This is a genomic window from Rhodococcus sp. Q (assembly GCF_005503035.1).
GTDB lineage: Bacteria > Actinomycetota > Actinomycetes > Mycobacteriales > Mycobacteriaceae > Rhodococcus_G.
The window spans coordinates 27,505-42,768 of sequence record NZ_SCOY01000023.1; the positions used below are offsets into that span (position 1 = coordinate 27,505).

Genomic DNA, 15,264 nt, shown 5'->3' on the forward strand with positions numbered 1-15,264 from the left:
TTCGGTCACTCCACGTGACCGAATGCGCCATTCGGGGTTCAGGGGGAGGTCAGCTCGCGTCGAACTCGCGCGCGGCGAGGGACCGCACGATGCCGGCCTTGCCCTCGACGACGAGACGGCGCAGGGCCGGCGGATGGTCGCCCTCGAGGAACGCGTCGGCTGCCGCGACGGACTCCGCACTGATCGACCAGTGCGGGTACAGCCCGACGACCACCGTCTGCGCGACCTCGCTGGAGCGTCGCTCCCAGACACCCGCGATGTCGGCGAAGTACCGCGCCACGAACGGTTCGAGCAGCGCGCTGTGGCCGATCCCCGCGAACCCTCCGACGATGGATCGGGCGGTCGTGTTCGCGACGGAGTCGTCCCCGATGACCGTCGCCCACGCCTGTTCCTTCACCGCTGCCTGCGGCCTGGCGACGCGTGCCGCCGCGGCCGCTCGGGCACCGGCGGCGGTCGGGTCGCGGTCCGATTCGGCGTCGATGAACGGTGATTCGAGTCCCTCGGCGTCGACCTCACCTGCCGCGGCGAGCGCGGTCACCAGACGCCACCGTAGGTCGGTGTCCACGACCAGACCGGGCAGCCCCACCTTCTCGGGCGCGCCGTCGAGCAGTTCGACGAGAACCTCGGTGTGCCAGGGCGAGAGCTGCGCCGCCGCGAGGGCGTTGACGAACGCGAGCTGGTGATCGGAACCGGCGTCGGCTTCGCGGGCGAGCTCCAGCAGCCGGTTCGCGAAGTCGGGCCAGCCGGACGCGGCGGCCCACGTCGGGTCGGCGTAGCTGGACAGGGCGGTGTTCGCCTGCAGCAGCAGTCGCGAAGCGACCCCGACCTCGGATTCGGCGCCGATGCCGCGCTGGACCAGTGCCACGAAGTCACGGGCCTTCAGTTCGGCCTGCCGCGTCATCTCCCACGCCGCCGACCACACCAGCGTGCGCGGCAGCGGTTCGACGATGTCGCCGATCCGGTCGATCGCGGTCGCCAGCGACTCCGGGTCGAGGCGGACCGAGCAGTAGGTGAGGTCGTCGTCGTTGACGAGGATCAGCTTGCCGCGCGCGACGCCGACCAGCTCGGGGACCTCGGTGCGCGCGCCCTCGACGTCGAGTTCGACGCGCCGGGAGCGGACAAGCTTGCCGTCCTCGTCGTCGTAGATGCCGACCGCGAGCCGGTGCACCCTGGTCTCGCCCGCGCCCGGAGCGGCGCCGTCCTGCAGGACCGCGAACGAGGTGAAGTTGCCGTCGGCGTCCACCTCGAACTCGGGGCGCAGAATGTTCAGGCCGGTGGTCTTGAGCCACTGCGCGCCCCAGTCGGACAGGTCGCGTCCGGACGCCTTCTCCAGCGCGGCGAGGAGGTCGTCGAACGTGGCGTTGCCGTAGGCGTGCTCGGTGAAGTACGCGCGCAGGCCTGCGAGGAACGGCTCGACGCCGACATACGCGACGAGCTGCTTGAGCACCGACGCGCCCTTCGCGTAGGTGATGCCGTCGAAGTTGACCTCGACGGCCGCGAGGTCCGGGATGTCAGCGGCGATCGGATGCGTCGAAGGCAACTGGTCCTGCCTGTACGCCCACGACTTCTCGACGTTCGCGAAGGTGGTCCACGCGTTGGTGTACTCGGTGGCCTCGGACTGGCACAGCACCGACGCGAACGTCGCGAACGACTCGTTGAGCCACAGGTCGTCCCACCAGCGCATCGTGACGAGGTCGCCGAACCACATGTGGGCCATCTCGTGCAGCACGGTCTCGGCGCGCCGCTCGTACGAGTAGCGGGTTACCTTGGACCGGAAGACGTAGTCCTCGAGGAAGGTCACCGCGCCTGCGTTCTCCATTGCACCCGCATTGAATTCGGGAACGAACAGCTGGTCGTACTTGCCGAACGCATACGGAACCCCGAAGTTGCGGTGGTAGAACGCGAAACCCTGCTTCGTTTCGGTGAAGAGCCGGTCGGCGTCCATGTGTTCGGCGAGTGAGGCACGGCAGAAGATGCCGAGCGGGATGTGCCCGTGCTCGTCGGTGTACGAGTCGTTCCACTCCGCGTACGGGCCCGCGATCAACGCGACGAGGTAGGTGCTCATTCGCGGGGTGGTGCGGAAGCGGTGCTCGCCGGGAGTCGCGACCAGTGTCTCGACGACCGCGGAGTTCGAGATGACCTTCCAGTCCTTCGGCGCGTTGACCGAGATCGTGAAGGTGGCCTTGAGGTCCGGCTGGTCGAAGCAGGCGAACATTCGCTTTGCGTCGGCCGTCTCGAACTGCGAGTACAGGTAGACGGACCCGTCGGTGGGGTCGACGAACCGGTGCAGACCCTCGCCGGTGTTGGTGTACAGGCAGTCCGCGTCGACGACCAGCTCGTTGCGGGCGGCGAGCCCGGTCAGTGCGATGCCGGCCTCCTCGCTGTAGCCGGAGAGGTCGACGGGGGAGCCGTTGAGGGTGGCCGAGTGCACCGTCTTCGCGATCAGGTCGACGAAGGTCTCGGCGCCGTCGACGGAATCGAAGGTGACGGTCGTGCGGGAACGGAAAATGCCCTCGCCCGGGGCCCCGGCACCGTCGGTCAGGTCCAGTTCGATGGCGTAGTTGTCCACGGTGAGCAACGCCGCTCGCTGGGCAGCCTGCTCACGGGTCAGGTTCGGTGGGGCCACGTTTCGACACTCCTAGTCGGTCGGATTCGGTTCGAGAACGCCCCTATCCCATCACGCACGACCGACTTGCTCACGTCTACACGTCGCCAAGCGGCACGTCGGGATCGGCGAGACGAGTCACGTCCACCGGTCGCCCCGACGCGATCAGTGCCTTGACGTCGTCGGTGACGTCCCAGATGTTGACGTTCATCCCCGCGAGGACGCGATCGTCGGTGTCGAGCCAGAACGCGACGAACTTGTGGCGTGGCGCGTCGCCGCGGACGACGACCCGCGAGTCTCGTGCGGCGTGCCCGACGTACTCCATCCCGAGTTCGTACTGGTCCGTGAAGAAATAGGGCAGGTTCGAGTACTCGGCGGGCTGCCCGAGCATCGTCGCTGCCGCGACGTCGGGCTGGTTGAGTGCGTTCGCCCAGTGCTCGACGCGAATCCGGGTGCCGAGCACCGGATGCTCCTGTGCGGCGATGTCGCCGACCGCGACGATGTCGGGGTCGCTGGTGGTCAACGACGAGTCGACGAGGACGCCGCCGTCCACAGCCAGGCCCGCATCCTGCGCCAGTTCGACGTTCGGTTGCGCCCCCACAGCGACGAGCACGGTGTCCGCGTCGACGACCTCGCCGGTGCCGAGGCGAACGCCGGTCGCGCGCCCATCCGTCGTGACGATCGACTCGACCGAGGTTTCCAGACGCAGGTCGACGCCGTGCTCCCGGTGCAGTTCGGCGAACACCGTGCCCATCTCGGGGCCGAGTGCGCCGAGCAAGGGCAGTGCCGCGGACTCGACAACGGTCACGATGACGCCGTGCCCCCGCGCGGCGGCCGCGACCTCCATGCCGATCCACCCGGCCCCGACGATGACGAGACGTGTGCCGCGCTTGAGCGTCGCGAGGAGCGAGTCGGACTCGTCGACGGTGCGCAGGTAGTGCACCCCGTCGGCGTCGGAGCCCGGAATCGGCGGCCGGCGCGACCGTGACCCGGTCGCCAGCGCGGCTTTGTCGTAGTGGACGGTGCTGCCGTCCGGCAGGGTCACGGTGTGGGCGGCGGGGTCGAGTGCGGTGACGGTGGTGCCGAGTCGTACGTCGATGTGCTCGTCGCGAAACCAGTCCGCGGGATGCACGGTGAACTCGGTGAGTGGCTTCCGTCCGATGAGGTGGTCCTTCGAGAGTGGTGGGCGCTCGTAGGGGAGGTGTTCCTCCGCGCAGAAGAGGATCACCTTCCCGTCGAAATCCTTGACGCGCAGGGCTTCTGCGGTCTTTGCTCCGGCGAGTCCTCCGCCGACGACGACGAATGTGCGGGTTGTGGACATCGTTGGCCCTCCGCGAGTCGGGTGTGCATCCGTATCTCGACGGTACTGGCCGCGGGAAGCAATCGCAGCTGACATGTGTTGTGCCGAGGGGGCGAGCGCCCCACACGCCACGAGTGATGGAGAAGCGAGTGAGTGAGACCGTGCCCGCGGACCGAAATGCCGCGAAGAGGGACAGTGCCGACTTCTGGTTCGACCCGCTGTGTCCGTGGTGCTGGATCACTTCGCGGTGGATCCTCGAGGTCGAGAAGGTGCGCGACATCGACGCGAACTTCCACGTCATGAGCCTGGCCGTCCTCAACGAGGGGCGCGATCTCCCCGAGGAGTACCGGGCGATGATGGAGAAGGCCTGGGGTCCGGTCCGCGTCGCCATCGCCGCCGCGCAGGCACACGGTGACGAGATCCTGTTGCCGCTGTACACCGCGATGGGCACCCGCATCCACGACCAGGGCAACAAGGACTTCGGTGTGGTGATCGCAGAGGCACTCGCCGAGGTCGGGCTGCCCGCCGAGCTGGCGTCCGCCGCCGACACCGACGTGCACGACGAGGCCCTGCGCGTCAGCCACAAGGCCGGAATGGACGCCGTCGGCGACGACGTCGGCACCCCCACCATCCACGTCAACGGTGTGGCGTTCTTCGGTCCGGTGCTCTCCCGCATCCCGCGCGGCGAAGACGCGGGGAAGGTGTGGGACGGCGTCGTCGCACTCGCCGGTTACCCGCACTTCTTCGAGCTCAAGCGCACCCGCACCGAGGACCCGAGCTTCGACTGACCGTAAGGCAATGGACACACGACGACCCCCCACGCGCTCGCGTGGGGGGTCGTCGTGCGTACAGGGATCACATCGGGCGTGACGTCACTTCGGGGGCATCCGGATGCCGCCGTCGACTCGGACGACCTCCGCGTTCATGTACGAGTTGGTGAGCAGTTCGAGAACCATGCTCGCGAGCTCGTCCGGTACACCGAGACGATTCGGGAACAGGACGCTCTCGCCGAGCTTGGCCTTGAACGCGTCGGACTGCGGGCCCGTGCCGTAGATCGGGGTGTCGATGAGGCCGGGGGCGACCGTGTTGAGGCGGATGCCCGCCGCAGCGAGGTCGCGTGCCACGGGGAGCGTCATGCCGACGACGCCGCCCTTGGACGAGGAGTAGGCCGCCTGACCGATCTGACCGTCGAACGCGGCGACGGACGCCATGTTGACGATCGCTCCGCGCTCACCGGACTCGGTGAGTTCGAGGCGGCTCATCGCGGTCGCGGCGATGCGGGTGACGTCGAAGGTGCCGATCAGGTTGATCTCGATGACCTTCTTGTAGACGTCCAGGTTGAACGCCGACTCGTACGCACCGTCACGGCCGATGGTCCGCGAAGCGGAACCGATACCGGCCGAGTTGACTGCCGCACGCAGCGGGCCGAGCTCGGAGGCCGCGTCGACCGCCTCGATGATCTGTTCGGTGTTCGTGACGTCGACCTGCACGAACAGGCCGCCGATCTCCTTCGCGAGGGCGTTTCCGACGTCCGCGTTGAGGTCGGCGATGACGACCTTCGAGCCGCGGGCGGCGAGCTGACGCGCGGTGGCCGCGCCGATGCCCGACGCGCCGCCGGTGACGACTGAACTGGTTCCGTTGAGTTCCATGGCGGCAACACTAGCGTTCGCTCAAATTCCGTGGTCCGTGACGGTGACTTCGTCGGCGGTCCCTATCATCGACCCCATGCGCGTATACCTGGGTGCCGACCACGCCGGCTTCGAGCTCAAGAACACGATCAAGGACCATCTCATCGCCAACGGGCACGAGGCCATCGACTGCGGAGCCCACGAGTACGACGCACTCGACGACTACCCGGCCTTCTGCATCGAGGCCGCGCGCCGTGTCGTCGAGGACGAGGGCAGCCTCGGCATCGTCCTCGGTGGCAGCGGCAACGGCGAGCAGATCGCCGCGAACAAGGTGCCCGGCGCCCGCTGCGCTCTCGCGTGGAGCGTGGAGACGGCGCAGCTCGCTCGCCAGCACAACAAGGCGCAACTGATCGGTCTCGGTGGCCGGATGCACTCCGTCGAGGAGGCGCTCGCGATCGTCGACGCGTTCCTCGCGACCCCGTGGTCGGGGGAGGACCGTCACCAGCGTCGTATCGACATCCTGTCCGAGTACGAGCGCACCGGCGAGGCCCCGGCCGTTCCGGGCGCCTGAGTGCCTGAAGGTCACACCCTCCATCGACTCGCACGGGAGCATCAGCGATCCTTCGCCGGTGCTCCCGTTCGTGTGTCCAGCCCGCAGGGTCGTTTCGACGTCGGTGCGGCGTCCGTGGACGGACGGGTACTCGAGGACGCGGAGGCGTTCGGAAAGCACCTGCTGCACCGCTACGAGGGCGGCCGGATCGTGCACGTGCACCTCGGGCTGTACGGCAAGTTCACCGAACTGCCGCTGCCGATGGGCGAACCCGTCGGACAGGTGCGGATGCGGATGGTGGGTGCCGACGTCGGCACCGACCTGCGCGGTCCGACGGCCTGTGAGATCTACGACGAGACTCAGGTGGCGGCGCTGACGGCGCGGCTGGGCCCGGACCCGTTGCGGTCCGACGCAGATCCGGACCGTGCGTGGCGTCGAATCGCGAAGTCGCAGAACGCGATCGGTGCGCTTCTGATGGATCAGGCGGTGCTCGCGGGCGTCGGAAACGTGTACCGCGCCGAGGTGCTGTTCCGGCATGGCATCCATCCCGACCGGCCAGGTCGGGCGGTGCGGCGCGACGAGTGGGACGCGATCTGGACGGACCTCGTGGTGTTGATGGCGGTCGGCGTCGATGCGGGTGTCATGCACGTGGTGCGTCCCGAGCACGACACCGGTGCGCCGTCGTACGCGGAGGATCGGCCGCGGACCTACGTGTACCGCCGCGCGGGGGAGGCGTGCCGGGTGTGCGCGACGCCGGTCGTGCACTCGGTCATGAAGGGACGCAATCTCTTCTGGTGTCCGACCTGTCAACCCGCCTGACGACGCAGAGCGGCCCGGGTCGATCGACCCGGGCCACTGCCGCGTTCACGTTCTAGAAGTCGAAGCCGCCGAAGTCTCCGCCCCCGAAATCCCCGCCGCCGAAGTCTCCACCGCCGCCGAAATCTTCACCGCCGCCGCCGAAGTCCTCGCCGCCGCCGGCGTCGCCGCCCATGTCGCCGCCGTCGCCGCCCATGTCGCCCGCGTCGCTGCCGTCACCGGCACCGCTCTCGAAGTCCTGCGCGCCGTAGGCAACTCCGGCCATTCCGCTGAACATGGCGGAGAACAGCAGCATCGAGCCGACACCCCAGGCGCCCGCGACGAGCGCCGGCTTCCACCAGGGCTCGGAGTACCAGCCGGCGGGGACGGGTCGGCCTGCGACGCGTCCGCCGGGGTAGTAGTTCGGGGTGCGCTGCGACGGGTTCGGTGACGCGGCGACCTGACGGCCCTCGAACTCGACCTCGCGGTCCTCGGTGACCTGGCCTGCCGCCTTCTGGCCGTCGATGCTGGGCACCTCGGGTCCGGGGTCCATGCCCATCGCCGTCCGGGCTGCGCGGATGTAGTAGAGGCCCTCGAGCGCGGTTTGCTTGGCCAGTCGCGCCTGAACCGGGGTCTTGGCCTGTTCGATCTGTGAGCCGGACGCGGTGTAGCGCTCGGACGCGTCGGCCAGTGCCTGCTTGGACGCGTCGTCGGTGCCGGTCAGGTTGTACACCTGGCCGCCGAGACGTTCGATCGACTGCCGGGCGTCGGCCTTGGCGTCCTCGAGTTGGTTGGCCGAGTGGCCGGCGGTCTTGTTCTTCTGGCTCTTGGAGACCAGGAATACGACCGCGCCGATGACAACGACGATCAGGAGGAGTTCCACGCGAGACCTTCCAGACGAACCGGGCCTTGAATCCGGGGGACCGGCAGCGGCTCGCACACAGGGACAAATCGGACAACCACAGGATACCGGGAATTGCCGGGAGGTCGCCGTTCGCCGTTCGCGAAACGTGTCGGTGGCAGATGCGAACATATGTTCGTGTCCGATTTCGAGTCAGCGCCGTCGTCGACTGCATCGATCCTGCATGCCGACCTGGACTCGTTCTACGCGTCGGTCGAGCAGCGTGACGACCCGTCGTTGCGAGGCAGGCCGGTGATCGTCGGCGGCGGCGTGGTGCTCGCCGCCAGTTACGAAGCGAAGGCGTTCGGTGTCCGGACGCCGAGCAATGCGGGTCAGGCACTGCGCCTGTGCCCGCAGGCCGTCGTGGTGCGCCCACGATTCTCCGCGTACGCCGAGGCGAGCAAGGCGGTGTTCGAGGTGTTTCGGGACACCACCCCGCTGGTCGAGGGCATCTCCATCGACGAGGCCTTCCTCGATGTCGGTGGGCTCGCGCGGGTCTCGGGGACGCCGCTCGACATCGCGACCAAGCTGCGGCGTGACGTCCGTGAGAAGGTCGGGCTGCCGATCACGGTCGGCATCGCCCGCACGAAGTTCCTGGCAAAGGTGGCCAGCGCGGTGGGCAAGCCCGACGGACTTCTGCTCGTGCCGCCGGATCGTGAACTGGAGTTCTTGCACCCGCTCCCGGTGGAGCGGCTGTGGGGAGTCGGCGCCGTCACCTCGGGCAAGCTTCGCGCGTACGGCATCGACACCGTCGGGCAGATGGCCGTACTCCCCGAACGGGAACTGATGGCCGTGGTCGGGCAGGGAGCGGGCCGACATCTCCACGCGTTGTCGTGGGCGCGTGATCCGCGCCGGGTGCAGACGGGTACCCGGCGTCGGTCGATCGGTGCCCAGCACGCGCTCGGGCGTGGGCAGCGGTCTGTCGAGGAGATCGACGCGATTGCGGCGTCGCTGGTGGATCGGGTGACGCGGCGGCTGCGCCGCGCGGGCCGGGTGTGCCGCACCGTGGTGCTGCGGTTGCGGTTCGCGGATTTCACCCGCGCCACCCGATCCTGCACGGTAGGGCAGGCGACGGCGCGGACCGAGACCATCCTGTCCGCGGTGCGCGCCCTGCTCCTCGAGGCCAGGCCGCTGATCCTCGATCAGGGCCTGACGCTCGTCGGAGTCGCGCTGACCAATCTCGACCGGGAGGGCGCCGAGCAGCTCGCGTTACCGCTCGACCTCGGCGCACCCGGATCGGTACCGGTGTCCGGGGGTGTCCGCGCTGCGAGCACACCCGATGTCACGGCCCTCGACTCGGCGCTGGATTCGGTACGCGACCGCTTCGGTGCGGTCGCGGTCACCCGCGCTGCAATGCTGGGTCGCGACCGCGGCGTCAGCGTCCCGATCCTGCCCGACGGGTGATGTGCCCCGTCGGGCAGGCGGGACCGGCCCTCAGACCTCGGCGGCCGCGTTCAACTGCTCGAGCGTGCCGGTCGCCTCCAGGTACTCCTGCACCCAGCGCTCGATCACGGCGGAGGTCTTCTCGACCTTCGTGAACTGACCGACGACCTGGCCAACCGGGTTGAACGCGACGTCGACGGTCTCATCGGGGTACTTGTGCGTGGCGGCGACGGCCATGCCGGAAACCATGTACTGCAGCGGCATTCCGAGGGGCTCGGGGTTGCCCTCGGTCTCCCAGGCCTCGGTCCAGTCGTTGCGGAGCATGCGGCACGGCTTGCCGGTGAACGAGCGGCTGCGGACGGTGTCGCGGCTCGACGCGTCGATGTACGCCTGCTGCTGGACGGTGGTGTTCTCCGCCTCCTCGACCATCAGCCACTGCGAGCCGGACCATGCGCCCTGCGCGCCGAGGGCGAGGGCTGCCGCGATCTGCTGACCGCTGCCGATACCGCCTGCCGCGAGCACGGGAACCGGAGCGACCTCCTTGACGACCTGCGGCCACAGGACGATCGACCCGACCTCGCCGCAGTGGCCGCCGCCCTCGCCGCCCTGCGCGATGATGATGTCGACACCCGCGTCGGCGTGCTTGCGAGCCTGGTACGGCGAACCACACAGCGCCGCGACCTTGCGTCCGGCCTTGTGGATGTGGTCGATCATGTCGGCGGGCGGGGTGCCGAGGGCGTTCGCGATCAGGGTGACCTTCGGGTGCTGCAGCGCGACCTCGACCTGCGGAGTGGCGGTGGCCTCGGTCCAACCGAGAAGCTGCAACGCGTTCTCGCTGCCGTCGTCGGCCAGCGGTACGCCGTGGTCGGTGAGGATCTTGCGGCCGAACTCGAGGGTCTCCTTGGGGACCATGTTCTGCAGCATCGTCGTCAGCTCTTCGCCGGACAGGTTCGAGTCCATGCCCTCGTACTTGTTGGGGATGACGATGTCGACGCCGTACGGGTGATCGCCGATGTGCTCGTCGATCCACTTCAGCTCGATCTCGAGCTCTTCGGGGGTGAACCCGACCGCGCCGAGGACACCGAAGCCGCCGGCCTTGCTGACGGCGACGACAACATCGCGGCAGTGGGTGAACGCGAAGATCGGGAACTCGATGCCGAGGTCGTCGCAAAGCGGGGTGTGCATGGGCGCTCCTTGGATGATTCAGGTGGCAGACTGAAACAGGTTCTACCCTAGGTTGGGTGCCTCTGGATAGGGGTTGCTATGCGTTCGATCGAACAGATGAATCCGACGCCGACCTCACCCGCGCGGCCCGCCACGCCGCGAACGCCTCCCGCGTCGTGTAGCGGGGGGTGTACCCGAACACGCACTTGAGCCGATCGTTCTTGAGGACGGGGCGGTACTGCAGGAACTTCGTCTGCTCCGGACCGTGCACCGTCAGGTTCAGTGCGTTCCCGATTCGCAGGCCCGCTTCGACCAACCCGGCAGGGACGGCAAGCGTGCCCTTGCCCAGTGCGTCCGCGATCTCGTCCACGGTCATGGCACCGTCACCCGCGACGTTGAAGATTCCGGTCCGTGAGCCGACGACCGCCTGGACCATCGCGGCCGTGACGTCCTGGTCCCAGACGAAGACGAACGGGCTCTCACTGCCCCGGATCTTGAGGAGGCGCTTCTTCTCGAAGAGGGCGGTGATCTGGTTGTCGACGTCGGCGCCGAGGATGGTGCCGATCCGGAAGATCGTCTGTTCCAGCGCGGGATGCGCACGGCGGTACTCCGCCAGCATCTCCTCGACGAGGCGTTTGTGCCGTGAGTACGGGAAGCTGTCGTTTCCTCGCAGCGGGGTGTCCTCGTCGATCCACGCCGGATTGTCGGCGTGATAGCCATACGCCGCGCCGCTCGACGAGACGACGATGCGACGGACGCCGTGCGCCACGCACGCGTCGAGCACCGTTCGTGACCCGTCGACGTCGACGCGGAACTCCTGCTCCGGAGTCGTCGACCTACCAGGATTGACGATCGACGCCAGGTGCACGACCGTGTCGACGGCGTTCTCCGAGAGCACCGCGGCGATCGACGCGGGATCGCAGACGTCGCCGATGGCGTACCCGACGCCCTCGAGCGGGTCCTCGGGCGCTCGGAGGTCGACGCTGACGACCTGCTGGTTCGCGTCGCGCAGTCCGCGCACCACGGAGCGGCCGAGGAATCCGCTTCCGCCCGTCACCATCACCGTCATGCCGGTATCCCTTCAGTGGAGGTTGTCGTCGTGGTCTCGGTGCGCCTTCTGGCCCACATCCCCGCCAGCGCCAGCCCGGCGATGATGTCCCAGATTCCCCACCAGCCGGCGACGATCGCCATGCCGCCGAGCCCGTCGAAGAAGGTGAACACCAGGCCGAGACCGAGGCCGGCGTTGCGTATCCCGACCTCGAACGTGACGGCCCGCCTGCTGCGCTCGTCGAGTCCGGTCGCCACCGCGCATCCGTAGCCGAGCGCGAGGGCAACGGCGTCGTGCAGGAACACGGCGAGCAGCACGACCCCGATGTGGCCGAGGAACACCGAGAAGTTGCCGGCGAGCGCCGCGGCGATGAATCCGACCAGGGCGAGCAGCGACAGGTTCTTGACCCACGGTTCCGCCGCGGCCGCCCACCGTGGTCGCGCGCGGGCCAGCAGAAGTCCGAGGGCGAACGGCAATCCGATGATCAGCGCGATGTCGGCGAGCATCTCCGCGGGGTTCAACGACACGGACTGCAACAGCGCGTTCGTCTCGGCTTGCCTGCTGCCCCAGAACGCGATGTTCACGGGCATCAGGAAGATCGCGAGCACATTCGAGACCGCGGTCATCGACACCGACAGCGCCACATTGCCTTTGGCGCGATGCGTCAGGACGTTGGAGATGTTGCCCGGCGGACAGCACGCGACCAGGATCATGCCGAGCGCGACCGACGGCGCCGGATTCAGGACGAGGGTCAGCAGGTACGTCACCGCGGGCAGCAGCAGGAACTGGGCGGCGATCCCGACCGCCATCGCCTTCGGCATCCGCAGAGCTGCGCGGAAGTCGTCGACCGACGTGTCCAGGGCGATTCCGAACATGATGCAGGCCAGGACGATGTTCAGCAGCGTCAGCGAACTCGAATCGAAGCCGAGTACCACGTCATCGATGGGCATGGACGTCCTTCGGTGTCGGTGCGGTGACGCCCGGACGCACTGCGCGCGGGGCGTCGAGTCGGGTGATGTGCTCGGTGACAGCGCGTCGGTACGCGTCCCTGTTCACGTAGTACGACATCCGGTCGAGGTCCAGGTAGCGGTAGCCGCCGCTCAGGTCCGGTGCGGGTCCGGCCACTCGCGTCGCGAACTCGGCCGCCGCTGTCGACGACTCGTCCTGCGCTCGAATCACTTTGGCGACGAGTTCGGCCTGCTCGTGTCGTCCCTGCCAGCCGATGCCGGAGGCCTCGACCATGCCGAGGACGAACAGGTTCGGGTGTCTGCGGGACGCGATGTTCAGGTACAGCGACGGCGCGCGACCCGTCCAGTCGAGGTGCTCGGGATCGATGAACGGGTAGTGCAGGCGATACCCGGTCGCGCACATGACGAGGTCGTAGTCGCCCGCGTAGCCGTCGGCGAAGTGAACGAGGTTCCCGTTGAACCGCTCGATATCGCCGCGGACGGTCACATCGCCGTGGCCCGCATGGTGCAGGATCAGCGAGTTCACGATCGGGTGCGACTCGTACATCCGGTGATCTGGAGCCGGGAACCCGAACCGGACGGGGTCGCCGGTGAACAGTTTGAGCAGGCGGGTGTCGATGCGCTGTTTGAGCCACGGCGGCAGGGGGAGGCGGCCGCCCACGGTGTCCGCCGGACGTCCGAGCACGTACTTCGGTACGAAGTGGTAGCCGCGGCGGACGCTGATGTCGACGGACCGCGCGTGGTGGACGGCGTCGACCGCGATGTCGCAGCCACTGTTGCCCGCGCCGACGATCAGGACCCGTTTGCCGTCGAAGATTCGCGGGTCGCGGTAGCTGCTGGTGTGCAGGAGTTCGCCCGTGAAAGCGCCGGAGAAGGACGGCATGTTCGGTTCCGACAGGGTGCCGTTGGCGATGATGACGCCGCGATATCGGGCGGTGGTCCGGGTGCCGTCGGTGTCGGTCACGACGACCCACTCGTCGCCGTCCGGTTCGACCCGCACGACGGAAGTGCCGAATCGGAAGTGCCGGTGCAGGTCGAAGCGCCGGGCGTACGCCTCGAAGTACTCCCGGAGCTCGCGGTGGCCGGGGTAGTCCGGTGTTCCGGCGGGCATCGGGAACTCGGCGAACTGGGTGGTGGTCTTCGACGAGATCAGGTGCGCCGACCGGTAGACGGTGCTGCGGGGGTTGTCGATGTTCCACAGCCCGCCGACCTGGGTGTGTGCCTCGAATCCGTCGAACGGGATGCCGAGCCGCGACAGGTTGCGGGCGCCGGCGAGACCGGACGGGCCCGCTCCTATCAACGCGTAGCGGTCGGCGGTGCGCGCCGACGGGGGTGCGGACATGGTCACCCGGCCTTCCTGCAGAGGCCGGGCCCGTGGTCCCGGCGGTCTCCGAATCGTCTCCTCGGCCACCCGAGGCGCCACAGATCGCAGGAAAAGGTGAGAATAATCGGTCATGACGCAGGAAATCGACAAAGGCATCGACGAGGTGGACCTCCGTCTCGTCAACGCGCTGCAGCTCGCGCCCCGCGCCTCGTGGACGCGGCTGGCCGACGCACTGGAACTCGACCCCGTCACCCTGGCTCGCCGATGGGCCCGGCTGAGCGACTCGGGCAGCGCCTGGATCACCGTGTCGCCGTCGACGAGCGTCTTCCGTCAGGTCTGTACGGCATTCCTCGAGATCCGGTGCAGGCCGGAGCGCGGTGAAGCGGTGGCCGCTTCGCTGGTCGAGCACACCTTCGCCGTCACCGTCGAGCGTGCGAGCGGCGACGCCGACCTGCTCGTGACCGCGGGCGCGCCCGACCTGGCCTCGATGTCGCGGTTCGCCCTCGACGTCGTCGCGACCGTCGACGGCGTCGAGTCGGTGCGTACCCGGCTGATCACGCAATGGTTCACGGAAGGCAGTCGCTGGCGCCTGAACGCACTCGCGCCGGGGGAGCGGTCCACGCTGCCCGCGCCGCGCGCACCGGGCACGTTCGGGGGTGCGCCGGCGTTGTCCACCGAGGACCGTGCGCTGCTGCGGGTCCTGTCGACGGACGGACGGATGTCGCTGACGGACCTCGGGGCCGAGCTCGGCATGAGTGCGCCGAGCGCTCGGCGCCGCCTGGACCGATTGCTGCAGCTGGAACTGGTCACCATGCGATGCGAGTTCGCCAGGCCGCTCGCCGGGTACGCGGTGCTCGCCACCTTCTGGGGGCGGGTGCCTCCCGCGCTGGTGGAGGACACCGGACGCAGGCTCAGTCGCGAGCCGGAGACCCGGAACTGCTTCGCCGTCCACGGTCCGAACAACCTCGTCGTCCAGACCTGGCTGCGGTCCGTCGGAGACCTCGGCGCGTTCGAGCAGCGGCTCGCCGACGGCTACCCCGACCTCGAGATCCGGGACCGGTCGGTGGTCCTGCGCCTGCACAAGTTGCTCGGACACGTGCTGGACGCGGGCGGACGCCGGGTTCGGTCGATCGTGCCCGACGTGTGGGATGCCACTCGATGAGAACGGTCACGGAACGACGAAAGCCCGCCACCTCGGTGGTGGCGGGCTTTCGTTCCTGCGCATCGGGCATCTCTGCCCTTCGAGGGGATGACGGGAATCGAACCCGCGTAGCTAGTTTGGAAGACTAGGGCTCTACCATTGAGCTACATCCCCGGTGCACACGACTCATGGGATCGCCATGACTGCCGTCTGCGTTGGAGACTGTACATAACCTCGCTTTGAATTCGCTAATCGGGTGGTCGTAGGATTCTCACTCGGTGCCGATACTGTGGGGACCTCACGGTGCTTCGGTGCAGTGGAACGGACGGGGTGTGGCGCAGCTTGGTAGCGCATCCGCTTTGGGAGCGGAGGGTCGCAGGTTCAAATCCTGTCACCCCGACCAGGGACAACACGAAGAACGGCGGGCACCTGAGAGTCAGGTGCCCGCGACCAGAAA

The 15,264-nt window shown here is 68.2% G+C and carries 13 protein-coding genes and 2 tRNA genes; 6 read left to right on the top strand and 9 right to left on the bottom strand.

Annotation, left to right across the window (positions count from 1 at the left end; all coding sequences use genetic code 11):
- Window positions 1-49: 49 nt before the first annotated feature.
- Window positions 50-2,626, bottom strand: coding sequence for an aminopeptidase N (pepN, locus tag FFS72_RS19065; RefSeq protein ID WP_137875398.1), 2,577 nt, complete (start codon window positions 2,624-2,626; stop codon window positions 50-52).
- Window positions 2,627-2,702: 76 nt separating this feature from the next.
- The gene (locus FFS72_RS19070; protein ID WP_137875399.1) at window positions 2,703-3,926 is read right to left on the bottom strand and encodes an NAD(P)/FAD-dependent oxidoreductase; all 1,224 of its coding nucleotides are present in this window, start codon (window positions 3,924-3,926) and stop codon (window positions 2,703-2,705) included.
- A 128-nt stretch (window positions 3,927-4,054) separates the two neighbouring features.
- On the opposite strand from FFS72_RS19070, the gene FFS72_RS19075 reads away from it, so the two are divergent.
- Complete coding sequence (locus tag FFS72_RS19075) at window positions 4,055-4,693, top strand: mycothiol-dependent nitroreductase Rv2466c family protein (protein ID WP_283235431.1); 639 nt, start codon at window positions 4,055-4,057, stop codon at window positions 4,691-4,693.
- An 84-nt stretch (window positions 4,694-4,777) separates the two neighbouring features.
- On the opposite strand, the gene FFS72_RS19080 is transcribed toward FFS72_RS19075, so the two are convergent.
- On the bottom strand, window positions 4,778-5,554 hold the full coding sequence (locus FFS72_RS19080) for an SDR family NAD(P)-dependent oxidoreductase (protein WP_050062736.1): 777 nt from the start codon (window positions 5,552-5,554) through the stop codon (window positions 4,778-4,780).
- Window positions 5,555-5,630: 76 nt separating this feature from the next.
- Here FFS72_RS19080 and FFS72_RS19085 point away from each other — a divergent pair, with 76 nt between their 5' ends.
- Together FFS72_RS19085 and FFS72_RS19090 are read left to right on the top strand one after the other, a co-directional pair.
- A complete protein-coding gene (locus FFS72_RS19085; protein WP_137875401.1) occupies window positions 5,631-6,104 on the top strand; it encodes a ribose-5-phosphate isomerase in 474 nt (157 codons plus the stop codon).
- Window positions 6,105-6,902, top strand: a complete 798-nt coding sequence (locus FFS72_RS19090) for an Fpg/Nei family DNA glycosylase (RefSeq protein ID WP_137875402.1) — start codon at window positions 6,105-6,107, stop codon at window positions 6,900-6,902.
- 52 nt (window positions 6,903-6,954) lie between these two features.
- Here the strand turns inward: FFS72_RS19090 and FFS72_RS19095 are convergent, their stop codons facing one another.
- Window positions 6,955-7,761 (bottom strand): GA module-containing protein, encoded by an 807-nt coding sequence (locus FFS72_RS19095; RefSeq protein WP_137875403.1) that lies wholly within the window; start codon window positions 7,759-7,761, stop codon window positions 6,955-6,957.
- A gap of 150 nt (window positions 7,762-7,911) precedes the next feature.
- On the opposite strand from FFS72_RS19095, the gene dinB reads away from it, so the two are divergent.
- Window positions 7,912-9,183 (top strand): DNA polymerase IV, encoded by a 1,272-nt coding sequence (gene dinB, locus FFS72_RS19100; RefSeq protein ID WP_137875404.1) that lies wholly within the window; start codon window positions 7,912-7,914, stop codon window positions 9,181-9,183.
- A 30-nt stretch (window positions 9,184-9,213) separates the two neighbouring features.
- Here the strand turns inward: dinB and FFS72_RS19105 are convergent, their stop codons facing one another.
- The 4 genes from FFS72_RS19105 to FFS72_RS19120 all read right to left on the bottom strand — a co-directional run bounded on the left by FFS72_RS19105 (window position 9,214) and on the right by FFS72_RS19120 (window position 13,684).
- Window positions 9,214-10,347 carry a nitronate monooxygenase gene (locus tag FFS72_RS19105; protein WP_050062741.1) on the bottom strand — a complete coding sequence of 378 codons (1,134 nt, stop codon included), beginning with the start codon at window positions 10,345-10,347 and terminating at the stop codon, window positions 9,214-9,216.
- 76 nt (window positions 10,348-10,423) lie between these two features.
- Window positions 10,424-11,395 carry an SDR family oxidoreductase gene (locus FFS72_RS19110; RefSeq protein ID WP_137875405.1) on the bottom strand — a complete coding sequence of 324 codons (972 nt, stop codon included), beginning with the start codon at window positions 11,393-11,395 and terminating at the stop codon, window positions 10,424-10,426.
- Window positions 11,392-12,324, bottom strand: a complete 933-nt coding sequence (locus FFS72_RS19115) for a bile acid:sodium symporter family protein (RefSeq protein ID WP_137875406.1) — start codon at window positions 12,322-12,324, stop codon at window positions 11,392-11,394. The genes FFS72_RS19110 and FFS72_RS19115 overlap by 4 nt, the downstream gene beginning before the upstream one ends.
- The gene (locus tag FFS72_RS19120; RefSeq protein ID WP_137875435.1) at window positions 12,311-13,684 is read right to left on the bottom strand and encodes a flavin-containing monooxygenase; all 1,374 of its coding nucleotides are present in this window, start codon (window positions 13,682-13,684) and stop codon (window positions 12,311-12,313) included. The genes FFS72_RS19115 and FFS72_RS19120 overlap by 14 nt, the downstream gene beginning before the upstream one ends.
- A 112-nt stretch (window positions 13,685-13,796) precedes the next feature.
- On the opposite strand from FFS72_RS19120, the gene FFS72_RS19125 reads away from it, so the two are divergent.
- Entirely contained in the window at window positions 13,797-14,828 is a 1,032-nt protein-coding gene (locus FFS72_RS19125; RefSeq protein WP_137875407.1) for an Lrp/AsnC family transcriptional regulator, read from the top strand.
- A gap of 82 nt (window positions 14,829-14,910) precedes the next feature.
- Here the strand turns inward: FFS72_RS19125 and FFS72_RS19130 are convergent.
- A tRNA-Gly gene (locus tag FFS72_RS19130) sits at window positions 14,911-14,981 on the bottom strand.
- A gap of 152 nt (window positions 14,982-15,133) precedes the next feature.
- Here FFS72_RS19130 and FFS72_RS19135 point away from each other — a divergent pair.
- Window positions 15,134-15,210, top strand: a tRNA-Pro gene (locus tag FFS72_RS19135).
- Window positions 15,211-15,264 lie beyond the last annotated feature (54 nt).

Bases quoted from the DNA above. Each gene is read 5' to 3' on its own strand.
- FFS72_RS19070 (WP_137875399.1), bottom strand. From the start codon at position 3,926: ATGTCCACAACCCGCACATTCGTCGTCGTCGGCGGAGGACTCGCCGGA.
- FFS72_RS19080 (WP_050062736.1), bottom strand. From the start codon at position 5,554: ATGGAACTCAACGGAACCAGTTCAGTCGTCACCGGCGGCGCGTCGGGC.
- FFS72_RS19085 (WP_137875401.1), top strand. From the start codon at position 5,631: ATGCGCGTATACCTGGGTGCCGACCACGCCGGCTTCGAGCTCAAGAAC.
- dinB (WP_137875404.1), top strand. From the start codon at position 7,912: ATGTTCGTGTCCGATTTCGAGTCAGCGCCGTCGTCGACTGCATCGATC.
- FFS72_RS19105 (WP_050062741.1), bottom strand. From the start codon at position 10,347: ATGCACACCCCGCTTTGCGACGACCTCGGCATCGAGTTCCCGATCTTC.
- FFS72_RS19110 (WP_137875405.1), bottom strand. From the start codon at position 11,395: ATGACGGTGATGGTGACGGGCGGAAGCGGATTCCTCGGCCGCTCCGTG.
- FFS72_RS19115 (WP_137875406.1), bottom strand. From the start codon at position 12,324: ATGCCCATCGATGACGTGGTACTCGGCTTCGATTCGAGTTCGCTGACG.
- FFS72_RS19120 (WP_137875435.1), bottom strand. From the start codon at position 13,684: ATGTCCGCACCCCCGTCGGCGCGCACCGCCGACCGCTACGCGTTGATA.
- FFS72_RS19125 (WP_137875407.1), top strand. From the start codon at position 13,797: ATGACGCAGGAAATCGACAAAGGCATCGACGAGGTGGACCTCCGTCTC.